Raw genomic sequence first — 24,208 nt, forward strand, 5'->3', positions numbered from 1 at the left:
CTTATAGATATCGCTATAAGTCCTTTTTTATGAATAACCATCTGCTTTTATTGAATATTATATGAAAAAAAGCTATTGCAGTTCTCAACTACTATTATAATTTAAGCATTAATGTACTTTTCTCGATCAGGTAGCCAACATTCAATTAGCTGATTAGCACTTTCGGGATAATTCTTCTGTAAATAATAAGAGGCTTTTTGCACTTCATTAATTAGATGTTGATCACGGATTAAATCAACTACTTTGAAGTTAGCTACCCCTATTTGCCTTGTACCTAGAATTTCGCCACTACCACGAATCTCTAAATCTTTTTGGGCAATAACAAAACCGTCATTACTTTCTCGCATCACCTTCATACGTGCTTGAGCTATTTTACTTAAAGGTGCTTGATACATAAGAACACAATGAGATATTGCAGTACCTCTCCCTACTCGCCCACGTAATTGGTGCAGTTGTGCTAAGCCTAAACGTTCAGCATTTTCAATAATCATCAAGCTGGCATTAGGCACATCAACACCGACTTCAATAACCGTTGTGGCAACTAATAATTGAATTTTACCGTCTTTAAAATCCTGCATGACAGATTGTTTTTGATCTGATTTCATTTTGCCATGCACTAAAGCAATAATAAGATGCGGTAAGCGTTCTTGTAATTCTGCAACTAACATTTCTGCAGCTTGAGCATCAAGCGTTTCAGATTCTTCAACTAAAGTACAAACCCAATAGACTTGGCGATTATCAATACAAGCTTGATTGACACGTTGAATAATTTCATCACGACGAGAATTTGGTATCACTATCGTCGATATTGGCGTTCGTCCTGGAGGTAATTCATCTATGATTGATACATCTAAATCTGCATAAACTGTCATCGCTAGGGTTCTTGGAATTGGCGTTGCTGTCATTATTAATTGATGAGGATGACACTCATCTTTAATACCTTTTTCCCAAAGACTTAATCGCTGGTTTACACCAAAGCGATGTTGTTCATCAATAATCACCAATCCTAATTGGAAAAACTTAACTTTCTCAACAAATACGGCATGAGTACCAATTAACATTGAAATTTCGCCTAATTCAATATCATCATATCGTCGTTTTTTATTTTTTGTGGTCAATCGCCCAGTTAACAACTCAACCTTTATTCCTAGTGGCTCAAACCATCGACAAAAATTATGAAAATGTTGTTCGGCTAATATTTCGGTCGGCGCCATTAAAACAACTTGCTTATTATTTTCAATAGCATTTAGAGCGGCTAAAGCTGCCACTAACGTTTTACCTGAGCCCACATCTCCCTGAACTAATCGCATCATTGGAACTGACTTAGCCATATCTTGATAAATATCCTGTACGACTCTTTTTTGCGCATTAGTCGGTTCAAATGGCAAGGAAGCAAGGAAAGGCTGAGAATAACGCTTATTAATATGCATTGGATAAGAATGTTGTTTTTGATTATCAACCTTAATAAACAACATACTTAAATGATAAGCAAGCAACTCTTCAAAAACAAAACGCTTTATTGCTGGATGTTCTCCATCAATAAGCTGATCTATATTCGTTGTTAATGATGGATTATGAATAATATCTAATGATTCAACAACAGATAAATAACCATTGCTTATTGAAACCGGTAAGATTTCAGCTGGTGGGTTTCGTTTTAACAATATTAATGCCGATTGTATTGCTTTACGGATGACATTCTGAGTTAACCCATAGGTAGTTGAATAAATCGGCGTAAATCGCTCTTCGTTTGGTTCAGAAAAACTAGGCGACTCCTCTTTTTTTGATTGAATATTAAATTGTGGGTGAATCATTTCTGGATAATGGCTCCCCCTCTTTATTTCTCCGTAAGCCCTCACCCATTTACCGGATGCCATGGCTGTCTTCATACCCATGTTGAAATTGAGAAAACGTAAAATAGCGATACCAGAATCATCCTGAATATAGCAGAGCAACATTTTACGTTTAGTTGTAATTATTTCACTTTTGATAATTTGACCTAAAATTGTGGTCGTTTCACCAATAGCAACATCACTAATTGCTGAAGATGTCGAACGATCTTCATAACGTAAAGGGAAATGTAATAAGAGATCTTGAACAGATTTAATACCAAGTGCAAAGAATTTTTTTTCTAAACTAGGCCCAATACCAGCTAATTTTGCAAGCGGTATTCGGTTTAGCAAACGATCAACCATAATAACTAATTAATATTACGTGTCACACTCACTACATCTTGTTGTAGTGATAATTTTCGAATTAAATCATTAAGTTGTTGAGTATTCTTAACTTCAATTTGCAAAATAATTGTATAGATTTGCCTATCTTTTTCTTCCGTGTTTAACCATTGAATATGTGCTTTCTCATCATTAATGATAGAAAGAACATGACCTAAAGAACCCTGATTATTAATAATATCTACCCAAATTTCAGCTACAAAAAACTGCTCAATATCTGGTGCCCATTTAAGCGAAATATATTTATCGGGATTATTCTGATAACCACTAACATTGCGACAAGATTCATGATGCACAGTTAAACCTTTTTCAGGGCTAACATGACCGACAATAGGATCATTAGGAATAGGATGACAACATTTTGAAAAAGTAACTAATACCCCTTCACTTCCTGTTATAACTAATGTTTTATTTTCTTCAGATTGATTAAATAAAAGCGCTTTATGTTCAAGGCCTTTGACAATAAAATGGCTCATAATATTGCCTAGCCCTATTTCAGCTAATACATCCTCAAACGAAGTCAACTTAGTCAAACTAACAATACGATCTTTCTGCTTATCAGTTAGCGAGTCGATTCCACCCGATTTAATAAGCGCTAAATTAAGCAATTTACGACCTAATAAAATAGCATCTTCGCGCTTCAAGGTTTTCAATGCTTGTCGAATGCGAGATCTTGCTTTAGCACTAACGACAAAATTAAGCCAGCTTGCATTAGGACGACTTTCTGGAGACGTAATAATTTCAACAGTTTGACCATTGCTTAAAGGTTGAGAAAGCGGGTAAGGTTTACGATCAACTAAAGCCCCAATACACTGGAAACCGATATCAGAATGCACAGCATATGCTAAATCAACTGCTGTTGAACCTTCAGGTAATTGAACAATTCGACCTTTGGGTGTAAAAACATAAATTTCTTTTGGAAAAAGGTCAGATTTAACATTTTCAATAAACTCAAATGAATTACCAACACTTTGTTGAAGTTCCAACAAGCTCTGCATCCAACGCTGGGCTTTAATCTGAGTAGTAGTGTTATTTAACTCATCATTTTCATTATAAATCCAATGCGCAGCCACACCCATTTCTGCCATTTGATCCATATCTTCGGTTCGAATTTGCACTTCCACAGGCGTACCATGTGGCCCAATCAATGATGAATGCAACGATTGATAACCATTCGCTTTAGGAATAGCAATATAATCTTTAAAACGATTAAGTCGAGGTTTATATAAGTTATGGACTAAACCAAGTGCACGATAACAAGTATCAACATCATCAACTACAATTCGGAAAACATAAATATCCATAATTGAATGGAAATGCTGTTCACGAAGTTGCATCTTTTGATAAATAGCATAAATGTTCTTTTCAAGCGCTTCCACTTGGGCATTGATATTCGCTTCAGCTAAACGCCCTTTAATTTCTGATAGAATTTGCTGAATAAGCTCTTTTCTGGTGCCACGAGCAATCTTAACGACTTTTTCAAGAACTTTAGCGCGATTAGGATGCATCGCCGTAAAACCAAGTATTTCAAGCTCAGTTTTAATATGATGAATACCTAAACGATGAGCCAAAGGAGCATAAATCTCTAATGTTTCTTTAGCAATACGTCGACGTTTATCCGGTCTTAATGCCCCAAGAGTACGCATATTATGCGTTCTATCAGCTAACTTAATTAGAATCACTCGGACATCTTCGGTCATGGCTAAAACCATTTTGCGAAAATTTTCAGCTTGAGCTTCTTGTCGGTTTCTAAATTTTAACTTATCAAGTTTCGAAACACCTTCAACTAACACGGCAACATGTTTGCCAAATTTTTGTGTTATATCTTGAAAGGTGACTTGGGTATCTTCGATGGTGTCATGCAAAAGTGCAGCGATGATGGTCTCATAATCCAGCCGCATATCGGCTAAAATGGTTGCTACAGCAACCGGATGAGTAATATAGGGTTCACCGCTACAACGGAATTGTCCTTCATGCGCTTGTTTCGCAAAAAAGTAGGCATTTTGAATTAATTCAACTTGTTTAGCTGGAAGATAAAATGCAACAACCTCTTTTAAGCTTTCAAAATATTGCATGGACAATTCTCAGCAATGTTTATTCGTATGAGGGAGTATTTTCTAAAAGTACCGTTTCATGAAGAGCATTACGCACTTCTGATTCTTCATCTTGACGAGCTTGGAATTCAGCAGTATCAAGAATTTGTTTATTTACAAGCCCATCTTCAATTTCGCGTAAAGCAACTACAGTTTCTTTATCGTTTTCTTCTGGAATTAGTGGCGTTTTGTTTTCAACTTGTAATTGACGAGCACGTCTTGCTGCAACTAAAACGAGATCAAAGCGATTACCAATTTTTTCTACTGCATCTTGGACAGTTACACGAGCCATTTTTACCTCTAATATATTAACTTATATGCTTCAATTGAAAGATCCGCTATTCTACTTAATTTTGTAGGGAATTGTCCATAACTAATATTACTAACAAATGAAAAACCCCTGTAAAATCGCTCTAAAAGCGGAAGCAATATTATAAAACTATTTGTTAAAACTATACGATAAAACTATACCAATAACTCTAACCAGACGTTAGGCCCAATGATAGGCAGATTTAAAAGATAACGACGCAAACCATCTAAAGCAATCGCAGATAAAATTTGTTGTTGAATCTTATTATTTTGAACTCTACCAGTATACTTCAATTTAAAATGCAATTCTTGATTTTTAGTGACAATAACTAAAGTAAATTCCGTATTCTTTTCTTGAAAATTGACTACCCCTAGCGCAATATCGGCTTTTTGATTTTGCAATACTTGTGAAAAGTAATTAAGTGGTTCTTCCATCACAAAAGGTACCACTTCTGATTTCACCACGGGGGCATTGGCTTCTAATAGGTGATAACCAATTACTCCAGCTGATTGTTGTTCAATGACCACAATAGATTGATTCGTTTCATTTAACAATCTTGATACAACCTGAGCTAAACCTGATACACCTTGATTAACACCTTCACAAAGTAAATTATCTGCAACAATAGACTTTATTTTGTGCCATGCGCTATCCATTTCACTTTTTTTACTTTCTGGCCCAGTTAATTTCAATTCAATAATAGGCATTGCTGCACGATAACCAACTGTAATAAAATCAGGAATATCTAATGAAGTCTCGATCTCCATTCCTAAATCACTTTCTGTTCGTCCCATGGTGGTTAATCGATAACAGAGTTTACGTTCGGTTATAGGATAGATCATCTTAATGTCAGGCAAAATTGAAGTTCTAATCATTTCTTTAAATTCAGAAGGAACGCCTGGCGTAAAGAATAATAGACAATTATTTAACACCATCTTAAAGCCACATGCCGTTCCGATTGGATTATCAATTAACGTTGCACTTTGAGGTAACATAGCTTGTTTGATATTGCTTGATGGCATTTTTCTACCGCGATTAAGGAAGTAGCGTTCAAGTACTTTAAGCCACTCATCGTGTAAAACCAAAGACTCATTATTAGCCTGTGCAGCTGCTTGTGCACTTAGATCATCACTTGTTGGCCCTAACCCTCCGTTCACAATTAAAATATCATTGTGCAAGCTACGCTCTTGCAGAGTATCAACCAATGTCAACAAATCATCCCCTACTGTATGGCGCGAAGTGATAGAAATGCCTTCTTCAAATAAAAAATCAGATAACCAAGCTGCATTAGTATCAACAATTTGACCATATAAAACCTCATCACCAGTACTAAGCATCTCAATTTTGAGTGGATCTTTTATCTGATTCATAATTATCCCTAGCTAATTAAAAAATGATTAAAAATTTAATTATTTATATCCTCGTCGTTTTTGCTTTCCATATGTTCTTTACTCTGAACTGACCTAACAGCAAAATAAAGATCATAAGCAAACTCAATATAATCAGTATCTAATTTAATATTCATCTGCTTAAACCAATTCTTCAATGTTTTACGTCGGCCAGATAAAATCAGTACCACATTTCTAACCTTCAACGATTTAACCAACTCGTCAATACCGGTCAAAACACTAACATCTTTATAGGTAAAGCAAGGAATAGCATCAACAATCACATAATTAATTGTCTCAGGAGATTCATCTATATAATTAATAATCCTACGTTTAAAGTATGCAATATTGAAATAAGTTAATGGAGAATTAAAGCGATAAATCATAGTGTTACTTAATGGACTAACATCCGAACCAATTGAATGAATTCGTCCACTTTCATCAACACCTAATAATTGATCATTCGGCCTAAACACACGACGCAAAAATAAAAACAGCCCTAATAAAACGGCCAACGCCATACCGGGAATAATACCAATAACTAACACCGAAATTAACGTAGTTAAGCTTAAATAAAACGCATCACGATCGAATTTAAAAAATCGGATAATAGTTTGAAAATTGATAAGAGATAAAGAAGAATATATTAAAATCACCGCCAACACACAAGTTGGAATATATTGTAGTGGTGACAAAAAGAACAATACGACAAAGCCAATCAAAACAGCCGCAATAATTGACACTAATTGCGTTTTACCACCATTGGCATCATTAACCGCGGTACGTGATGAGGTACCGCTGACTACAAAGCCTTGCGATAAACCTGCAACAATGTTAGCCATACCTAATGCTTTAAATTCAACATCGGCATTAGTCTCATAATTATTTTTAGAGGCAAAGCTTCGTACCGTAATCATCATACTTACAAAACAAATAACGGCGATATTGAGCGAAGGAACGACTAAATTACGCATCAAGCCCTTATCAAAATCAATCCATGACTCAGCAGGAATAAAATCACTCGTTACTCCACCAATGATTCGAACATTATAATGTTCAAAATTAAACAGCCAAGAGAGAAACGTCATAATAATTACAGCAAACAAAGGGGCTGGATAACGTGGCTTGAATTTTTTCAATACAACCAAAATCGCAAGTGTACAAAAAGATATAAATGCCGTTAACACATGAATTTCAGATATTTTAAAAGGTAGATAAGCAATGCGTTCAATCAAATAAGAATAATCATACTTAAAGCCAAACATCTTAGCTAACTGATCGACCATAATAGTAATTGAAATCCCATTAAGTAGGCCAATCAAAATTGGCTGACTTAATAAATCCGCCAAAGCACCTAAATGGAGTTTTCCGGCAATCAAGCACCAAATACCGATCATAATGGTCAACAGCACCACCAATTGCCAACGTAAAACAGGATCATTAGCTGCTAAAGGAAATACCACAGCAGCAACCACAGCACAGGTAGCTGTATCGGGACCGACAATCAATTGCCTGGATGAACCAAAAAGCGCATAGACAATAAGCGGCAAGATAGTTGAATATAATCCCGCAATCGCACCGACGCCTGTAAGCTCTGCATAAGCGATAGAAACAGGCAAAGAGACTGCTGCCACTGATAATCCCGCTTTAATATCAAAACTAAGATATTCGCGCTTATATCGCAATAAACTCATCAGGCCTGGCATCCAAAAAATAATTTTTTGGAATAATGCGCTACTGGTAAACTTTCCCATGTTTGATTATTTCCCTGCTACACTCATATTTTCTACTAATATTGATCCCGTTTGAATATTACTTCTTGTCTCAATATCACTGCCTATTGCCACAATATTTTGGTAAATATCCTTAAGGTTCCCCGCGACGGTAATTTCATTGATTGGATACTGTATTTTACCATTTTCTACCCAAAAACCAGAGGCGCCACGCGAATAATCACCCGTAACATTATTAACACCTTGTCCCATTAATGACGTAATAACAACACCTTTATCTAATTTTCTTAGCATTGTATCAAAATCAGCATCAGTTTGACTTGGTGAAACTAACCAATTATGTATACCACCAGCATGTCCTGTCGATTTTAGCCCTAATTTTCTGGCTGAATAGTTACTTAACAAATAAGTTTGTAAAATACCGTCTTCAATAATATTGCGCTTAACTGTTTTGGTTCCTTCACTATCAAAAGGTGATGACCCAACTCCTTTTAAAATATAAGGATCTTCTAAAATTGTCAGCCAATCAGGAAAAATCGCATTACCCACACTATCTAATAAAAAAGAGGATTTTCGGTAAATAGCACCACCACTAATGGCTCCAACTAAATGGCGAATCAACCCAACAGCAACTTCTGCACAAAAAAGAACTGGAACTTGCATAGTCTTTATTTGTTTAGCACCTAAATGAGCAACCGCCTTTTCAGCAGCATGATTACCAACCCAATCAGGTGATTTTAATTGGTTAGCAACACGGGATGACGTATATTCATAATTACGCTCCATTTGCCCATTTTGTTCAGCAATAACAGAGCAAGAAAGTGAATGCGAACTTGCACAGAAGCCTTGTAACATCCCTAAACTATTACCATAAACATAAACACCATAACGACTATTAAAATAACCACCGTCACAGCTTATTAAAGAAGACCTTGCCAACGCACTTAGTTCAGCCTGTTTTGCCTGTTCAATTGCATTATCAACATTCAAATCACTTGGATAAAACAGATCTAAATCTGGCGCATCAAAAGCCATTAAATCGGGATCGCCAAGATCAGAACAAGGATCTGCTGACGTATATTGCATAATATTAATAGCCATATCCACAGTTTGACTGATTGCCTGTGGCGACAAATCACTGGTTGACGCACTACCCTTACGCTGATTTTGATAAACAGTAATACCTAACGCACCATCACTATTAAACTCAACATTCTCAGCCTCACCATCTCGTGTACTAACACTAATACCTGTTGATTGATTAATCGATACCTCAACCGCATCAACTCGAGCTTTTGCCTGGCTAATAGCATCGGCAACAATTGCTGACAAATGTTGCTTTTGGCTTAACGCGTCTTTTTTAATTTGTTCAATACTCATTTTATTATTTTCTACAATTCTGCTAGTGATACGTTATAATATGCCAGAATTCAATTTTAGTTAACAAAAGAAATAGCATGAATAACAATCAAGAGCCAAATTTAGAACCTGACTTCAACATTGATCCTCAAGACGATGACATTATTTACGTCAGTAAAAGTGAAATCAAACGTGATGCTGAAGCACTTAAAAAGTTAGGTGTCGAACTTGTCAACTTAAGCAAAAATGAAATTGCTAAAATTCCCCTTGATGAAGATCTACTTTATGCGATTGAATTAGCGCAAAAAATAAAAAAAGAAGGCTATCGTAGGCAAATCCAATACATTGGTAAACTACTTCGAAGTCGTGATATTGAACCTATAACATTAGCTTTGGATAAACTTAAAAATCGCCATAACCAACAAGTCGCCCTATTTCATCGATTAGAAAAATTGCGTGACGAACTTATAGAAACGGGTGATGCAGAATCAATAATGGGGCTTTTCCCTTCCGCAGATAGACAGCAACTACGCACACTAGCGCGTTTAGCCAAAAAAGAACTCTCTGCAAACAAAACCCCAAAAACAGCCAGACAAATTTTTCAATATCTAAAAGATTTGAGCGAAACAGAGTAAATTTTTATAATGTTCGCTTTATATTTATCATTAAACACAATTAACAAATAAAAGATAGAGGACACAAAAATGGGACTATTAAATGTACCAGCAGGTAAAGAATTACCAGACGACATCTATGTTGTAATCGAAATCCCAGCGAATGCTGACCCAATTAAATATGAAGTTGATAAAGACACTGGTGCAGTATTTGTCGATCGTTTTATGGCAACAGCAATGTTCTATCCATGTAACTATGGTTATATCAACCACACTTTATCACTAGATGGCGATCCTGTTGACGTATTAGTCCCAACACCATACCCATTACAACCAGGTTCAGTAATTCGTTGCCGTCCAGTTGGTGTATTAAAAATGACTGATGAGGCGGGTTCTGATGCTAAATTAGTTGCAGTACCACACACTAAACTATCAAAAGAATACGATCATATTAAAGATGTAGACGACTTACCTGAATTATTAAAATCTCAAATCAAACACTTCTTTGAACAATACAAAGCCCTTGAAAAAGGTAAATGGGTAAAAGTTGAAGGTTGGGATAACGCAGAAGCAGCTCGAAAAGAAATTATCGAATCATTTGAACGTGCAAAATAACCCCTTCTTTACAAAAAAGTAATCGCTTTACCGAGTCATAAAGAAAAATTTTTATGACTCGCATTTTTAGACTTTTTTTGACTTTCGAAATAACTTCAAGTAGTTATAATATCAGTAATTTGCTATAGATCAAAAAACGATCAATTACCAAAAAATCATATAAAAAACTTCATCCTAAGATGAAAAAAATGTCATGAAACTCTTGCTTTCGATTATGATTTATGAGGTAATAGTCGTGGGTGAACAAAAGAAGCATTTTTATGGAAACGATTAACTTTTTAATTTAGTGGTAAACTGGTTAGATTAGTTTTTGAGTTGATGTAAACAATGTTTTGTTAAGCCTAAACAGCCGATAAGGCAAATTATTAATTATTGTTAGGATGTCTAGTAAATGAATAAAAAAACAGGCCAAGTAAAATGGTTCAATGAAAGTAAAGGTTTTGGTTTTATTACCCCAGCCGATGGAAGCAAAGATGTATTTGTTCACTTCTCTGCAATCTCAGGCGACGGCTTTAAAACCTTAGCTGAAGGACAACAAGTCGAATTTGCGATCCAAGATAGCCCACGTGGACCAGCAGCGGCTGAAGTTGTTGTTATCTAATTAAATTTTAATTAAATAATAAAAGTAAAACGCCTATTTGAAAAAATAGGCGTTTTTTATGCTTACGAATAATCATTCTTAGCAGAAATAAAAAAAGCGACTCAAGGTCGCTTTTTTTATCAATTAGAATGCTTCTTATTTTTTAGAAACAACTGCGATTAAGTCTAATACTTTGTTTGAATAACCAACTTCATTATCGTACCAAGATACTAATTTAACAAAGTTATCGCTTAATTGAATACCTGCTTTAGCATCAAATACAGAAGTACAAACTTCACCTAAGAAATCTGTAGACACAACGTCATCTTCAGTATAACCAAGAACGCCTTTCATAGGACCTTCAGCTGCTGCTTTGATAACTTTACAGATATCTTCGTATTTAGCTGGTTTAGCTAAACGTGCAGTTAAGTCAACAACAGAAACGTCTGGAGTTGGAACGCGGAAAGCCATACCAGTTAATTTACCATTTAATTCAGGGATAACTTTACCTACAGCTTTAGCAGCACCAGTTGATGAAGGGATGATGTTTTGAGCAGCACCACGACCACCACGCCAGTCTTTATGAGAAGGACCATCAACAGTTTTTTGAGTTGCTGTAGTTGCGTGAACTGTAGTCATTAACGCTTCAACGATACCGAAGTTATCATTAACTACTTTAGCTAAAGGCGCTAAACAGTTAGTAGTACAAGATGCGTTAGAAACGATATCTTGACCAGCATAATCTTTATCATTAACACCCATTACAAACATTGGTGTGCTATCTTTTGAAGGACCAGTTAAAACAACTTTTTTAGCACCAGCTTGAATATGTTTACGAGCAGTTTCATCAGTTAAGAATAAACCAGTTGCTTCAGCTACAACATCAACACCTACTTCATTCCATTTTAAGTTCGCAGGATCTCTTTCAGCAGTAACGCGGATTGTTTTACCATTAACGATTAATTTACCGTCTTTAACTTCAACAGTACCGTCAAAACGACCGTGAGTTGAATCATATTTAAGCATATAAGCCATATAATCAACGTCTAATAAATCGTTGATTGCAACAATTTCGATGTCAGAACGTTTTTGTGCAGCACGGAAAACAATACGACCGATACGGCCAAAACCATTAATACCTACTTTGATTGTCATAACAATTACCTTCTTTATTTGTGTTAAATGATAAAATAATTGGCAATAAACTACCAAATTTTTGTGGTTTATTCAAGCTGAATTAAAATAATTGGTAAGAATAAATTTAACAGAAAACCATCTTAATTATCATCCGATGATAGCCAGCCTAAATAGGCATATTATAAATCAAAAAGCTAATTTTATTTTCAATATAAACTTATTTTAAATCAAGGATGATAATGCACTAACACTCATTTTATTGATAATGACTTAAACTCACTTCAACCTCAAAAGCGATAATATCGATTAACTTAAAAAGTTGATAGATGAAATATAATCATCGCTTTAAACTCTACATTATTCATTGTTTTTATTATTTACAAACAATCAGCTCATTTTCATTACATCATATAAAATGATACAATCACCCCAAAATATACAATATCGAATAAAATAATAAGTTGAACCAATTTTTAGCATTTTAAAAACAGGGTTACTTAAAGAGCAAAATCGAAGATTGTACAAAATACAAGCAAGGTTAGAGATAATAATCGCCAGAGTTTTAGATAAAAAAGAATTAATAATATGACCGAATACGACAACCTCACCGACCACACACCAATGATGCGACAATACCTAAAATTGAAAGCTGAAAATCCGGATATTTTACTGTTTTATCGAATGGGTGATTTTTATGAGATGTTTTATGATGATGCCAAACGTGGTTCGCAACTCTTAGATATATCGCTGACTAAACGAGGCTCATCAAATGGACAGCCAATTCCTATGGCTGGCGTGCCTTATCATGCAGTTGAAAGCTACTTAGCTAAACTTATATCGCTTGGCGAATCAGTAGCAATTTGTGAGCAAATAGGTGATCCTGCAACCAGCAAAGGCCCCGTTGAACGTAAAATTGTTCGAATTGTTACACCAGGCACAGTGAGTGATGAATCACTATTAGAAGATCGTAAAGACAACTTACTCGCGTGCATATGGCAACAAAAAGAGCACTTTGGTTACGCCACTTTAGACATAAGTTCAGGCCGTTTTTTTGTATTTGAATGCGATAATCCAGAAGCTATCCAAGCAGAATTACAGCGAACTAACCCAGTTGAGTTACTCTACCCAGAAGATTTTCAATCAATGAACCTAATTGAAAACCGTCATGGATTAAGACGGCGACCAATTTGGGACTTCGATCTCGAAACCGCCAAACAACAACTCAATTTACAATTTGGAACTAATGATTTAATTGGATATGGGGTAGAAGAGTGCCATTATGCATTATGCGCAGCAGGCTGTTTATTACAATACGTAAAAGATACCCAACGCACAGCCATGCCACATATTCGCTCAATAGTTAAAGAATCGCCAGTTGATTTTGTTGTGCTCGATGCATCCACTCGCAGAAACTTAGAAATTACCGAAAACCTATCAGGTGGAACAGAACATACTGTAGCTGATATCTTAGATAAAACCCAAACTGCAATGGGTAGCCGAATGCTTAAACGGTGGCTGCATTCGCCAATCCGTAATCTAGCAATATTACAAAACCGACAGCTAGCAATTCAAGAACTGCAAAACCATATCACCGACCTACAACCGCTATTAAAACAGATTGGTGATCTTGAACGAATTTTAGCAAGATTAGCATTGAGAAGTGCTCGACCGCGAGATTTCGCTCGCCTACGCGATGCCTATAACCTATTGCCAACGCTTCAACAACAGCTATCCGAATTCAACGCACCATCACTAATTGCATTACGCGCTAAAATTAACCAGTTTGACCAAATTGCTGATATCTTAAATCGAGCAATAGTCGAAGCCCCACCCGTTATTATTCGAGACGGAGGCGTAATTGCTGCCGGTTATCATCAAGAATTAGATGAACTACGCAATTTAGCAGATGGTGCAACTAACTACTTAGAACAACTTGAAATTCGAGAACGTGAAACCTTAGGAATTGACACCTTAAAAGTAGGCTTTAATGCGGTACATGGTTACTACATCCAAATTAGCCGAGGTCAAAGCCACCTAGCGCCAATACACTACACACGAAGACAAACACTTAAAAATGTTGAACGCTACATCATTCCTGAGTTAAAAGAGTACGAAGACAAAGTCTTAACGTCTAAAGGTCGTGCATTAGCACTAGAGAAACAGCTTTATGAACAGCTGTTCGACCTACTTATGCCAGAATTAGCTAACATGCAAACCAGCGCTGATGCGATTGCCGAGCTTGATGTACTGACTAATCTTGCTGAACGATCCCTAACGCTCAACTACCGATGCCCAACATTAACCAACAAACCGGGTATTGAAATCAAAGATGGGCGGCACGTTGTGATCGAGCAAGTATTACAAAAGCCATTTATCGCCAACTCACTTTCACTATCATCAGATAGAAGAATGCTAATTATCACTGGCCCTAATATGGGCGGAAAAAGCACCTACATGCGCCAAGCAGCGTTGATCGTCTTACTTGCTTACATTGGTAGCTTTGTCCCAGCTTCGAAAGCAATAATAGGCCCTGTTGATCGTATCTTTACCCGTATTGGCGCATCTGACGATTTAGCATCTGGGCGTTCGACATTTATGGTTGAAATGACCGAAACCGCCAACATTATGCATAACGCTACACCAAATAGCTTAGTTTTAATGGACGAAATTGGCCGAGGAACATCAACCTATGATGGTCTCTCATTAGCTTGGGCGTGTGCTGAAAATTTGGCTAACGAAATCAAAGCAATGACACTATTTGCAACCCACTATTTTGAACTAACCCAACTACCTCAACAGATACAAGGTGTCTACAACATCCATTTTGACGCGATTGAACACGACAATACTGTCGCTTTTATTCATGAAGTATCCGAAGGTGCAGCTAGCAAAAGCTTTGGTATTGCTGTGGCAGGATTAGCTGGTGTGCCTAAAACGATATTAAAACGAGCCAAACAGAAGCTAAAAGAGCTAGAAGTTCTCTCAACAACTGACAGCCATATTGAAAGCTCACAACTGACCTTGATCAGTGATACTGAACCATCAGAAGTCGAGCTAGCTCTACAACAGCTCGATCCAGATGCATTAACGCCAAAACAAGCGTTAGAAGCAATCTATCAACTAAAAAAATTACTCTAAATAAAAAACCGCCATTAATTCAATAATGGCGGTTTTAATGTTCAGTTTAGTTTCTAAATCATTTCCAAAATTTCTTTTTAGATGTTTTACCAATACCCGGATTAAAGCTATTAGTTGGATCTAACTCGTGATAGAAATTTTTCAAATCAGAATTAGCATGATACAAATGACCAACATTATGTTCGGCCGGATATTGTGCTCCACGCTGATCAAGTATCGCCAACATCTCCTCTTTCATCTTAGTACAGTCAGTCCCTTTTTTGGCCAAATAGTCTTGATGGAACACTGAACAGAAAAAGTGGCCATAATAAAGCTTATGAATAAAATGCTGACTAATACTTTCTGGTAACGTTTCGAACCACTCCTTATCATTACGACGCAAAGCAATATCTAGAGCGACCAAATCCTCGACAGTCTTAGTATGAACATTACGATAAACCGTAGCAGCACCCGCTGTTGCAAAGCGGTGTAACATAGCGGCCTCAGCTTCCTTATCATCACAACGGAAATAACTACCACTACGTTTCTCACTATTTGCAAAATACTCCTTCAAATATTCCTCAGCTTCGGCAATGCCGTCATCAGACATTTTCAAAATGAGATGATGCTCATAGCGATCACGATAATCACGCATCGATTTTGGCAAATGCTTAGGTAACAACTTACACACATTCACCGCAAACCAATCAGAAAAACTGTTAGGGAAGAAAGGAATTTTTCTCACAATACGATCGACAACATTCTTAAATGCATACAAACGAGGGATCGTATCGGTACCCAATTTCTGAATAGCTAAAAATAGATGTTTGCCATATACCGCTGCAATATCAAACGCATCACGATGAATATATTCACCTGAAATTGGCAGATGCTTAAAAGTTCCTAAAATATGACGACGAATATCATCCAGTTCGTTGGTATCATTAGTTCCAATATAAAATACCGCGGTCTTTTCTTCTAAAGGAAAAGTATCTAACCGCACCGCAAAAACCATCAATCGACCAGCACTACCTGACGCTTCGTAATGACGACTTGGATCGGCATTATATCGAGCGGGTGTATCAGCATCGATTTGTCGAACATGATCACAATAATGGTGATCATGGCCTAAACCTGCATTAGGGTTAACATCGTTATCGGTATAAGCACGTTTTTGTAAATTTTCTAAAATTGCTTCTGGCGTATCACCTAATTCAATCCCTAAATGGTTGACTAAATGTAGCTGACCTTGCTCATCTAACTGGGCAAATACCGCCATTTGCGTATAAGCAGGACCACGTTGAATCAAAGCACCGCCGGAATTGTTGCAAACGCCACCTAAAACCGAAGCACCTATACAAGACGAACCAATTACAGAATGAGGACCTCGGTGATATTTTTTTAACTCTTTTTCTAAATGGAATAACGTACTACCCGGTAAACAGACCACCTGATCACCATTTTCAATCACTTGAATCCCATCTAATCGTCGAGTACTAACAATAACAATTGGCCGGTCATAATCATTACCATCAGGAGTAGAACCACCAGTTAACCCCGTATTGGCAGACTGTGTAATGACAATCACATCCGCCTCAACACAGGCCTTTAAAACTTCCCACTGTTCTAAAAGCGTGCCTGGGATAACAACAGCTAATGCATCACCTACACCAAAACGCGCACCTTGACGATAAGGTAAAGTCCGATTTGGATCAGTTAAGGTATATTTATCACCAACAATATTTTTTAATTTTGTTATCAGATCTGATGTACTATTTGCAACCATTTTACCTTCCCTTCTTTGAATTATTATAAGTAAATTCAACCAATTTTGGATATATTATAACCAATATAATCTATTGAAAAGAGGGGAGTAAACTTTATAGCGCTAAATATCAAAACTGACACAAAAAGCTAAAAATAATCAAAAAAAAAGGGAAAAGTAGTTAACCTATTTTGCAGACGAAAAAGTTAACGTTTTTAGAATAAATTTTCAATGAATGCTTATAAAAAAATGATGAACAGCCAGTTAAAAATAGACTTGTTTAGAATAAAAAAAGTTATATAAAATGACCACGGTTTGATATTAGAAAAGATATAAAAATGAGCGATTTTAATATTCCAAAAACCCCACGCCTCAACTTTTTTTTCTAAAAAAATCCTTTATTCGATAAAAACACTTCCACATAAAACTAAATTTGCGGCGTTTACTCTTTTTTAATTTTTTAAATTCTTGTACCGACTTAATTAATGGAACATCTGTTTTGAATATTTTCTTCGGCTTCTTTCGCTTTTGACTTTGACTTTCTCTTTCTCTTTCTTTTAAATAAGCATCAAATTCATTGAGCATATAAATCATTATGAAAAACAATACGATTCCACAATGCTTAAATAAATAAATTGCTCAAAAGTGACTTTACCCATTCCTTTTCCGTTGCTAAGTCAAAAATCCGATCCAGTATAAAATATAATTTTATATTAAACAATTTAAGCCAATAGTGAGTAAAACGTTTGGCGCTTAATAGCTTTAGCCTCCTTTCCTCAACTTTTATAAACTAATTCTAAGCAATGGAAAAAGTTAACTAATCCAATTTAGGATGTTGATCGACAAGTTCTTGTCGCTTATTTTGTAGTTCCTCGATCTGCTCATCGATATCTTCAACTTCCTCTTCAATGGAATCAAAGTGTTCAGATAGAAGTGATTGCGCTTCGTCTCGACTGGCGGCGGTTGGATTAGTGCCGTGTAAAGGTTTATTTGCAGTTTCATGCATAGCAAGCCCAGTAATCACACCAATGAATCCTGCTAACATTAAATTGTAAGCAGGCATATATAAATTACCAGTTGATTCAACAAGCCATGCCACAAATGTTGGCGTTACCCCGGCAATAATAATGGCAACATTGAAAATGCTTGCAATAGCACTATAGCGAATATTAGTTGGAAACATTGCGGGTAATATTGAGGTAATGATTCCAGTAAAGCAGTTAATAAACAGGGCCAAAATAAATACGCCTAAAAAAACCAAAGGTATTTGCTGGCTATTAATTAACATAAATGCAGGATAAGATAATAGCAATAAACCTATACTTCCGATTAAAATGAAAGGCCTACGACCCACCTTGTCACTTAATAACCCGATAATAGGTTGAATAATTAACATCCCGACCATAATCGCAATAATAATAAGCAAACCTTGTTCAGTATCATAATTCAAATTATGCGCTAAATAGCTCGGCATATACGTTAGCAATAGATAAAACGAGACATTTGTTACAATAACCAATCCCGCACAAATTAAAATATGCTGCCAATATTTACCGACAACTTTTTTTAGTGTTAATTCAGCCTTATCTTGCGACTCTCTGGCTTCAAGGTGTTGTTGGAAAGTTGGCGTCTCTTCTGAAATATGATGTAGGATAAAGCTAATGATCCCAAGCGGTAAGGCTATTAAAAACGGAATTCGCCAGCCCCAACTAAATAGCGCCGATTGACTGAGTAACATTGATAAAAACACCACTAGCCCTGCACCAATTATAAAACCCACCATTGAACCAAAATCAAGCCAACCACCAATAAAACCACGTTTACGATCGGGCGAATATTCGGCAACTACCGTTGCTGAGCCAGAGTATTCACCACCGATTGAAAACCCTTGGGCTAATTTAACAATCAATAGCAACACAGGCGAAGCGATACCAATCGTCTCATAAGTTGGAATCAACCCAATACAAAATGTGCTTAACGACATTATCACTAAAGTGATAGATAGCACTTTTTGGCGACCAATATTGTCACCAATTAAACCAAAAATAATCCCCCCTAAAGGGCGAACAAAAAAAGGAATAGAAAAAGTCGATAATGCAGCAATAATCTGCACGCTAGGCGAAACATGAGGAAAAAACACCTGCCCAATAATATACGCCAAAAAACTGTACACCCCAAAATCATACCACTCAATAGCATTACTAAACGCCGATGCCCAAGTGGCTTTTTTTAGCTGATTGTCATTAATGATAGGGATATCATCAATATCCAAAGGTTTATTATTCGATTGTGCCATGAAGTACCGCCTTTAAAATTCATTAATATAAAAATAAATAACCGGCTACCATGCCAAAGATAAACTAAATCAAATTATGCGAGTCAGATGAGGTTTTAAATTCAATCACACCAATTTTACTTATTCAATTGATGCGATATAGATAAGAATTATATACCTAAAAAAAGCAAAAATAACCCATTTATCACATCCTCTTTTTATGATGAGTAGTGCTAGTAACCTCATCTATTATCCTTTAGAATGATGTTACCAAAACTGATGAGGTATTCCCTATGAGATGGAGAGACCAAAGAGAGAGTGATAACATTGAAGATCGCCGCTCACAATCAGGAAGTGATATTGGGACACGCATCCCAATTGGTGGTAAAGGTAAAATTGTTTTATTTGTTGTTGTATTAGTGGCAGGCTACTATGGCGTTGACTTAACCGGTTTGCTCGACAGCAATGTGATTGATTTGGATGATTCCACATCAACAAGCCAGATTGACAACACCCAACCTAACGACGCAGATAAATTTACTTCAGTAATATTAGCAAGTACCGAAGATTTCTGGCGCGAACAATTCCAAAAATTAGGCAAAACCTATATTCCCCCTAAACTCGTACTCTATAACGGAGCAACCCGAACCATGTGCGGTACCGGGCAAGCCATGATGGGACCATTCTATTGCAATCTCGATAAAACGGTTTATCTTGACTTATCATTTTATCAAGAGATGAAAAGACGCCTAGGTGGCGGAGGTGACTTTGCACAAGGTTATGTGATTGCACACGAAGTTGGGCACCATGTACAAAATTTACTTGGCACATTTAATAAAGTTGAACAATTATCGCAAAATCAATCTACACTAATCCGTAACCAATTGTCGGTCAAACTTGAATTACAAGCTGACTGTTATGCGGGATTATGGGGCAATGGCGTGAAAAATATTTTAGACGCGGGTGATATTGAGCAAGCCCTAAATACTGTGCAAGCAATTGGCGATGATCGCCTTCAACAAGAAAATAATGGTTATATTGTTCCTGATAGCTTTACTCATGGTACATCAAAACAACGCTATACATGGTTTAAACGTGGTTATGACAGTGGGTCGATGGATCAGTGCAATACATTTATTCAATAAGGAAATATAAAAAAGGAACCAATATGTCAAAAAAATTAGTCAACCGAGTACTTTTAGTCAATGATGATGGCATTGATGCGCCTGGAATTCAGATTTTAAAAAGCGTGGCTGAAAACATAGCAAACGAAGTTTGGATTGTCGCACCTATTGTTGATCAAAGTGGCGTTTCTTGTTCAGTTAGTTTAAAGTCGCCATTTCGCGTTCAAAAGCGGAGCAATACAGAATACGCAGTCTACGGCACCCCGGCTGACTGCTCACTATTTGCCATAAAATCGCTAATGGCTAATCAATTACCCGATCTCGTGCTGTCAGGAATTAATAATGGATCTAATTTGGGATTTGAAACAATATTATCGGGCACAGTGGGGGCAGCAATGATGGCAATGACGCTAGGCGTGCCAGCCATGGCACTAAGTCAAGTCAGCAGTGAAGATAACACACCAACCAATTGGCACTGTTCAACTCATCTTGCTGAATCGATAATCAGGCAACTCTACCCCCTTTCAGATAAGACTTGCTTCAATATCAACTTCCCTAATTGCCAAGCCGATCAAATAAAAGGGATAAAAATCACAAAACAGGGCGAGCCGGATGTAAGCCAATTTGTTATTGCAGAAACTCAAGATCCAGAAGGTCATGACTACTTTTGGTTTAGAGCTAAACGTAACCAAAGTGTAAAGGTTGATATCGACAAAGAGCTTGATGCAGCTAATGATGGTTATATTGCTATTACACCGTTAAATTATGAACGTACGAATTACGCGTTATATCAACAAATAAAAGCAACGTTCAAAGTATAAAACTTAGATATTGTCTATACGTCTTCCTAAATCACTCAGGAAGACGTAAATAAATTATTTCTTCACTAAAGCACAGAATAAAAACGAAATCGTCACCATCACTAAACCAATCCAATAAATCACTTCATGCCCGTAAGCTTGTGAAACAAAACCTTGAATGATACCAGCTAAAATGACACTGCAAATAATACCATTATTAAATAGCGTTGAAGCCACACCCATACGAGTTGGTAGCAAATCTTGGAAATAGATAATACCAATGTTAGCAACAATCCCAATAAACAGCCCGTTAAAAAGTTGCAACACATATAACATGGTTGAATCTTTAAACAGAATCATCCCAACATAAAACAAAATTCCGCAAATTATAGCGATAAAAAATAGATTTCGCTTACCTAACACGGGGACCAAATAACCCGCAATAATCATAATAGGAATTTCAATCCCTGCCGCTAACCCCATCAACCCACCAGGTAATGAATCAGATAAGTGCAGAACCGTTTCTACATAAATCGGCATATCGATGATATACATCATATTAGCGGTCCACATAAAAATGGTAGAAATTAGCAAACACATGACATTACGATTAGTAAAAATTGATTGGTTTGCCACCGCCAACTCATTAGCAGTAAACGAACTGATAACCTTTTTTTCAATGGGTGGTAAATAGATTGCTACCACAATCATCGAAATAATAAACATCGACATTGCACACAAATACATGATGGTAAAACCGTACTTGATCGCCAAAGCAAAAGATAATGGGGGACCAATCACCCACGCTAATGACAACTGTGCACGAATCAGGGAATTAAAGGCAACCGCATTACGTCCACTCTTTTCTGCATACTCACGCGCCATAGCAAAAATCTGTGGCATCGCGGCAGACGCTAACGCAGCAAAAAATACGCCTAATGTAATTAATACATAATAGTTGCGTGAAAAGGCAAAAGTCAGACTATTTGCCAACCCCATCAAACAACAAAAAATAACAATCTTACGCCTATCACCCTTATTGTCTGAATACTTAGCTAACAGATAACTACCAATAATACTGGCTAACGCATTAATCGAATAAAACGCCCCCACTAAGCGAGGGTCAGCGCCAACTTCAAACGATAAAAAACGACTTAAAGTAGGTGATTGCAAAGCACCCGCCACCCCAATAATAAAGGTTGCTACTAAAAAAGCACCAAAAACAACACCCGATTTTCGAAGGAATGAAGAAGTCATAAAAGCCGATTTACCATGAAATTAAGTGCATCAATTATACCCCTAAAATTAGTGGGAATATAGGCGTATTTAAATAAAGGCTTTTTAAACAATCCATCAACATTAATACTAAAAATGTAATAATAAATGGTAGATTTAATGCTTAAAAAACCCCGCTCCTCAAGTTTTTTGCGAAAAAACCTCAAAAATAAACCCGCCTATGCGGGTGTAATTCAAACGTCGCTAAGTCACAAAATCGCTTTCTATCACTTAGCAACGTTGACTCGTAGCTTACTGTTAGTAACTTAATATTATCTTTCCCCTTGCGACCCTAAGGATTAAGGACGTAGAATATATGCTAAGGATAGACGCAAACCACGTCGTTGTAGCTGTTGTAGGGGCTCCAATTTATACCACCGGAGTCCGACAAAATAGTGAAATGGCTACTATATTTTAGGTCACTAGTCCAGTACCAATAGCTATGAAAGTTAACGTCTGAATACTGATCGATACGACCCCACTCCGTGAAAAAGCCCGCACCTATATGACGCATGTAATAACGACCAGGTGAAGAAGGAGTAGCGCCGACTGAACCGCTACAGTCTTCATAGTTTACGCTGCTTGTCGGACAAGATGTATTAGTCAAATCCTTTACCTTAACAAGACGATAACCAATATTATTACACCAAGATAAGGCTGGAGAATAATTGTCCTGCCTAGAACCACGGTGTACGAACCACTTCTTTAAAGTAAAACCATATTTAACAACAATATTACCTCGACTATCCCGACCGACCAACTCGAAGGTCTGAGGCAAAGAAGGAGTGGAAACACGACTAGGATAGGATGAATCCCGTTGGTTGTAATCAGCGTAAGGGCCAGTTAAAGTAACACGTACGCTTGTAGCGGTAGAATTAGACATTGTAGCTGTAATACCACCGCGAGATACCGGAGACCAAAACAATGGCTGATTATTATCAGAAATGAGTAAATCAAAGTACAATCTATGAAGACCGGTAGTAGGAAAGTTCGAACCATAACGTGATGGGGAAGTTGACTGAGGGATAAAACCATTATCCGGGTCCCACATTGAAGCCGGGCCAGCATGTAGACCTGTACCGTAAGTCAAATTAGGTCTGGCAAATTTAACTCTAGCACAAACTGAAGTACCAGGCTTAGGATTAACGTAATAAGTCACATGGCTTGCACTGAAATTACTACTATTAGGAACCCCGTAACGAGTAGTTAATGTGCCGTTAGTACTGGATAATGTAACACGATAAGGTGCAGAATCATTACATGTCGTTAACACTGTATCACGTGACACTGGTTGATTGTTATTATCAACGATAGATAAACTTAAACTACCTGTAGCAGAAACACCAGAATCACCATCATCATCTCCCCAATAATTATTAGGAGGACCGATAAGAGAACTTAAAGCGACTGAATTAGTATCAGTAGGAACCAACATGCCTATATCTGCAAAACTCTGACCTGTAACAGGCAAGACGATAGGTCTTGAATAAGATGAAGTATTGGTTGAAGGCGTGTATTTAGTCCCGTTAGATAAAGTAATCCCAAGCAGACCGTTAGCATCAACTGCACGAGTACGACCACCGTCGAAAGTCAGATAAGGTGCACTACCTTGTATCGCATTCCTAGTTGTCTTTGATGTCAATGCGTGACCCGAAAAAGCAAGAAAAAATACCACAAAAAAAACAACCTGCCGGGATAATTGGGGAAAGGATCGAAAATAGGATCTGAAAAAGGATCGCGGAAGCGATCGCGCGAAAATTCGCAGAATTTCACTTGATTGCGTGGAAAA

17 protein-coding genes are annotated in these 24,208 nt (G+C 36.9%); 6 read left to right on the forward strand and 11 right to left on the reverse strand.

Annotated elements, in window-relative coordinates; all coding sequences use genetic code 11:
• Positions 1–101 precede the first annotated feature (101 nt).
• The 6 genes from recG to pmbA all read right to left on the reverse strand — a co-directional run bounded on the left by recG (position 102) and on the right by pmbA (position 9,138).
• Complete coding sequence (gene recG, locus J3U16_RS06120) at positions 102–2,195, reverse strand: ATP-dependent DNA helicase RecG (protein ID WP_267330637.1); 2,094 nt, start codon at positions 2,193–2,195, stop codon at positions 102–104.
• 5 nt (positions 2,196–2,200) lie between these two features.
• A complete protein-coding gene (gene spoT / locus J3U16_RS06125) occupies positions 2,201–4,309 on the reverse strand; it encodes a bifunctional GTP diphosphokinase/guanosine-3',5'-bis pyrophosphate 3'-pyrophosphohydrolase (protein ID WP_220225826.1) in 2,109 nt (702 codons plus the stop codon).
• 19 nt (positions 4,310–4,328) lie between these two features.
• Positions 4,329–4,619, reverse strand: a complete 291-nt coding sequence (gene rpoZ / locus J3U16_RS06130) for a DNA-directed RNA polymerase subunit omega (protein WP_065563143.1) — start codon at positions 4,617–4,619, stop codon at positions 4,329–4,331.
• A gap of 173 nt (positions 4,620–4,792) precedes the next feature.
• Complete coding sequence (locus J3U16_RS06135) at positions 4,793–6,007, reverse strand: CinA family nicotinamide mononucleotide deamidase-related protein (RefSeq protein WP_065563144.1); 1,215 nt, start codon at positions 6,005–6,007, stop codon at positions 4,793–4,795.
• 35 nt (positions 6,008–6,042) lie between these two features.
• Positions 6,043–7,779 carry a SulP family inorganic anion transporter gene (locus J3U16_RS06140; RefSeq protein ID WP_267330638.1) on the reverse strand — a complete coding sequence of 579 codons (1,737 nt, stop codon included), beginning with the start codon at positions 7,777–7,779 and terminating at the stop codon, positions 6,043–6,045.
• A 6-nt stretch (positions 7,780–7,785) separates the two neighbouring features.
• The gene (gene pmbA / locus J3U16_RS06145) at positions 7,786–9,138 is read right to left on the reverse strand and encodes a metalloprotease PmbA (RefSeq protein ID WP_267342633.1); all 1,353 of its coding nucleotides are present in this window, start codon (positions 9,136–9,138) and stop codon (positions 7,786–7,788) included.
• Positions 9,139–9,215: 77 nt separating this feature from the next.
• Here pmbA and yjgA point away from each other — a divergent pair, with 77 nt between their 5' ends.
• The 3 genes from yjgA (at position 9,216) to J3U16_RS06160 (ending at position 10,947) form a co-directional block, all read left to right on the forward strand.
• Positions 9,216–9,752, forward strand: a complete 537-nt coding sequence (yjgA, locus tag J3U16_RS06150; protein ID WP_065563146.1) for a ribosome biogenesis factor YjgA — start codon at positions 9,216–9,218, stop codon at positions 9,750–9,752.
• Between the two features lie 69 nt (positions 9,753–9,821).
• Positions 9,822–10,346, forward strand: coding sequence for an inorganic diphosphatase (gene ppa / locus J3U16_RS06155; protein WP_065563147.1), 525 nt, complete (start codon positions 9,822–9,824; stop codon positions 10,344–10,346).
• Between the two features lie 391 nt (positions 10,347–10,737).
• Entirely contained in the window at positions 10,738–10,947 is a 210-nt protein-coding gene (locus J3U16_RS06160) for a cold shock domain-containing protein (RefSeq protein WP_025315032.1), read from the forward strand.
• Positions 10,948–11,082: 135 nt separating this feature from the next.
• On the opposite strand, the gene gapA is transcribed toward J3U16_RS06160, so the two are convergent.
• The gene (gene gapA, locus J3U16_RS06165; protein ID WP_065563148.1) at positions 11,083–12,081 is read right to left on the reverse strand and encodes a glyceraldehyde-3-phosphate dehydrogenase; all 999 of its coding nucleotides are present in this window, start codon (positions 12,079–12,081) and stop codon (positions 11,083–11,085) included.
• A 567-nt stretch (positions 12,082–12,648) separates the two neighbouring features.
• Here gapA and mutS point away from each other — a divergent pair.
• Positions 12,649–15,201 (forward strand): DNA mismatch repair protein MutS, encoded by a 2,553-nt coding sequence (gene mutS, locus J3U16_RS06170; protein ID WP_267342635.1) that lies wholly within the window; start codon positions 12,649–12,651, stop codon positions 15,199–15,201.
• Positions 15,202–15,259: 58 nt separating this feature from the next.
• Here the strand turns inward: mutS and dld are convergent, their stop codons facing one another.
• Together dld and proP are read right to left on the reverse strand one after the other, a co-directional pair.
• The gene (gene dld / locus J3U16_RS06175; RefSeq protein WP_267342637.1) at positions 15,260–16,966 is read right to left on the reverse strand and encodes a D-lactate dehydrogenase; all 1,707 of its coding nucleotides are present in this window, start codon (positions 16,964–16,966) and stop codon (positions 15,260–15,262) included.
• Positions 16,967–17,762: 796 nt separating this feature from the next.
• Complete coding sequence (gene proP / locus J3U16_RS06180) at positions 17,763–19,241, reverse strand: glycine betaine/L-proline transporter ProP (RefSeq protein ID WP_267342639.1); 1,479 nt, start codon at positions 19,239–19,241, stop codon at positions 17,763–17,765.
• A gap of 272 nt (positions 19,242–19,513) precedes the next feature.
• Between proP and J3U16_RS06185 the strand changes: the two genes are divergently transcribed.
• Positions 19,514–20,365: a neutral zinc metallopeptidase gene (locus J3U16_RS06185; RefSeq protein WP_267342640.1), complete on the forward strand. Its 852-nt coding sequence runs from the start codon at positions 19,514–19,516 to the stop codon at positions 20,363–20,365.
• A 23-nt stretch (positions 20,366–20,388) separates the two neighbouring features.
• Entirely contained in the window at positions 20,389–21,165 is a 777-nt protein-coding gene (surE, locus tag J3U16_RS06190; RefSeq protein WP_267330643.1) for a 5'/3'-nucleotidase SurE, read from the forward strand.
• Positions 21,166–21,219: 54 nt separating this feature from the next.
• Here the strand turns inward: surE and J3U16_RS06195 are convergent, their stop codons facing one another.
• Together J3U16_RS06195 and J3U16_RS06200 are read right to left on the reverse strand one after the other, a co-directional pair.
• Positions 21,220–22,401 carry an MFS transporter gene (locus tag J3U16_RS06195; protein ID WP_267330644.1) on the reverse strand — a complete coding sequence of 394 codons (1,182 nt, stop codon included), beginning with the start codon at positions 22,399–22,401 and terminating at the stop codon, positions 21,220–21,222.
• Positions 22,402–22,738: 337 nt separating this feature from the next.
• Positions 22,739–24,061, reverse strand: coding sequence for a hypothetical protein (locus tag J3U16_RS06200; protein ID WP_267342642.1), 1,323 nt, complete (start codon positions 24,059–24,061; stop codon positions 22,739–22,741).
• Positions 24,062–24,208 lie beyond the last annotated feature (147 nt).

This window comes from Gilliamella sp. B3023 (genome assembly GCF_026536845.1).
In the GTDB taxonomy this organism is placed as follows: domain Bacteria; phylum Pseudomonadota; class Gammaproteobacteria; order Enterobacterales; family Orbaceae; genus Gilliamella; species Gilliamella apicola_E.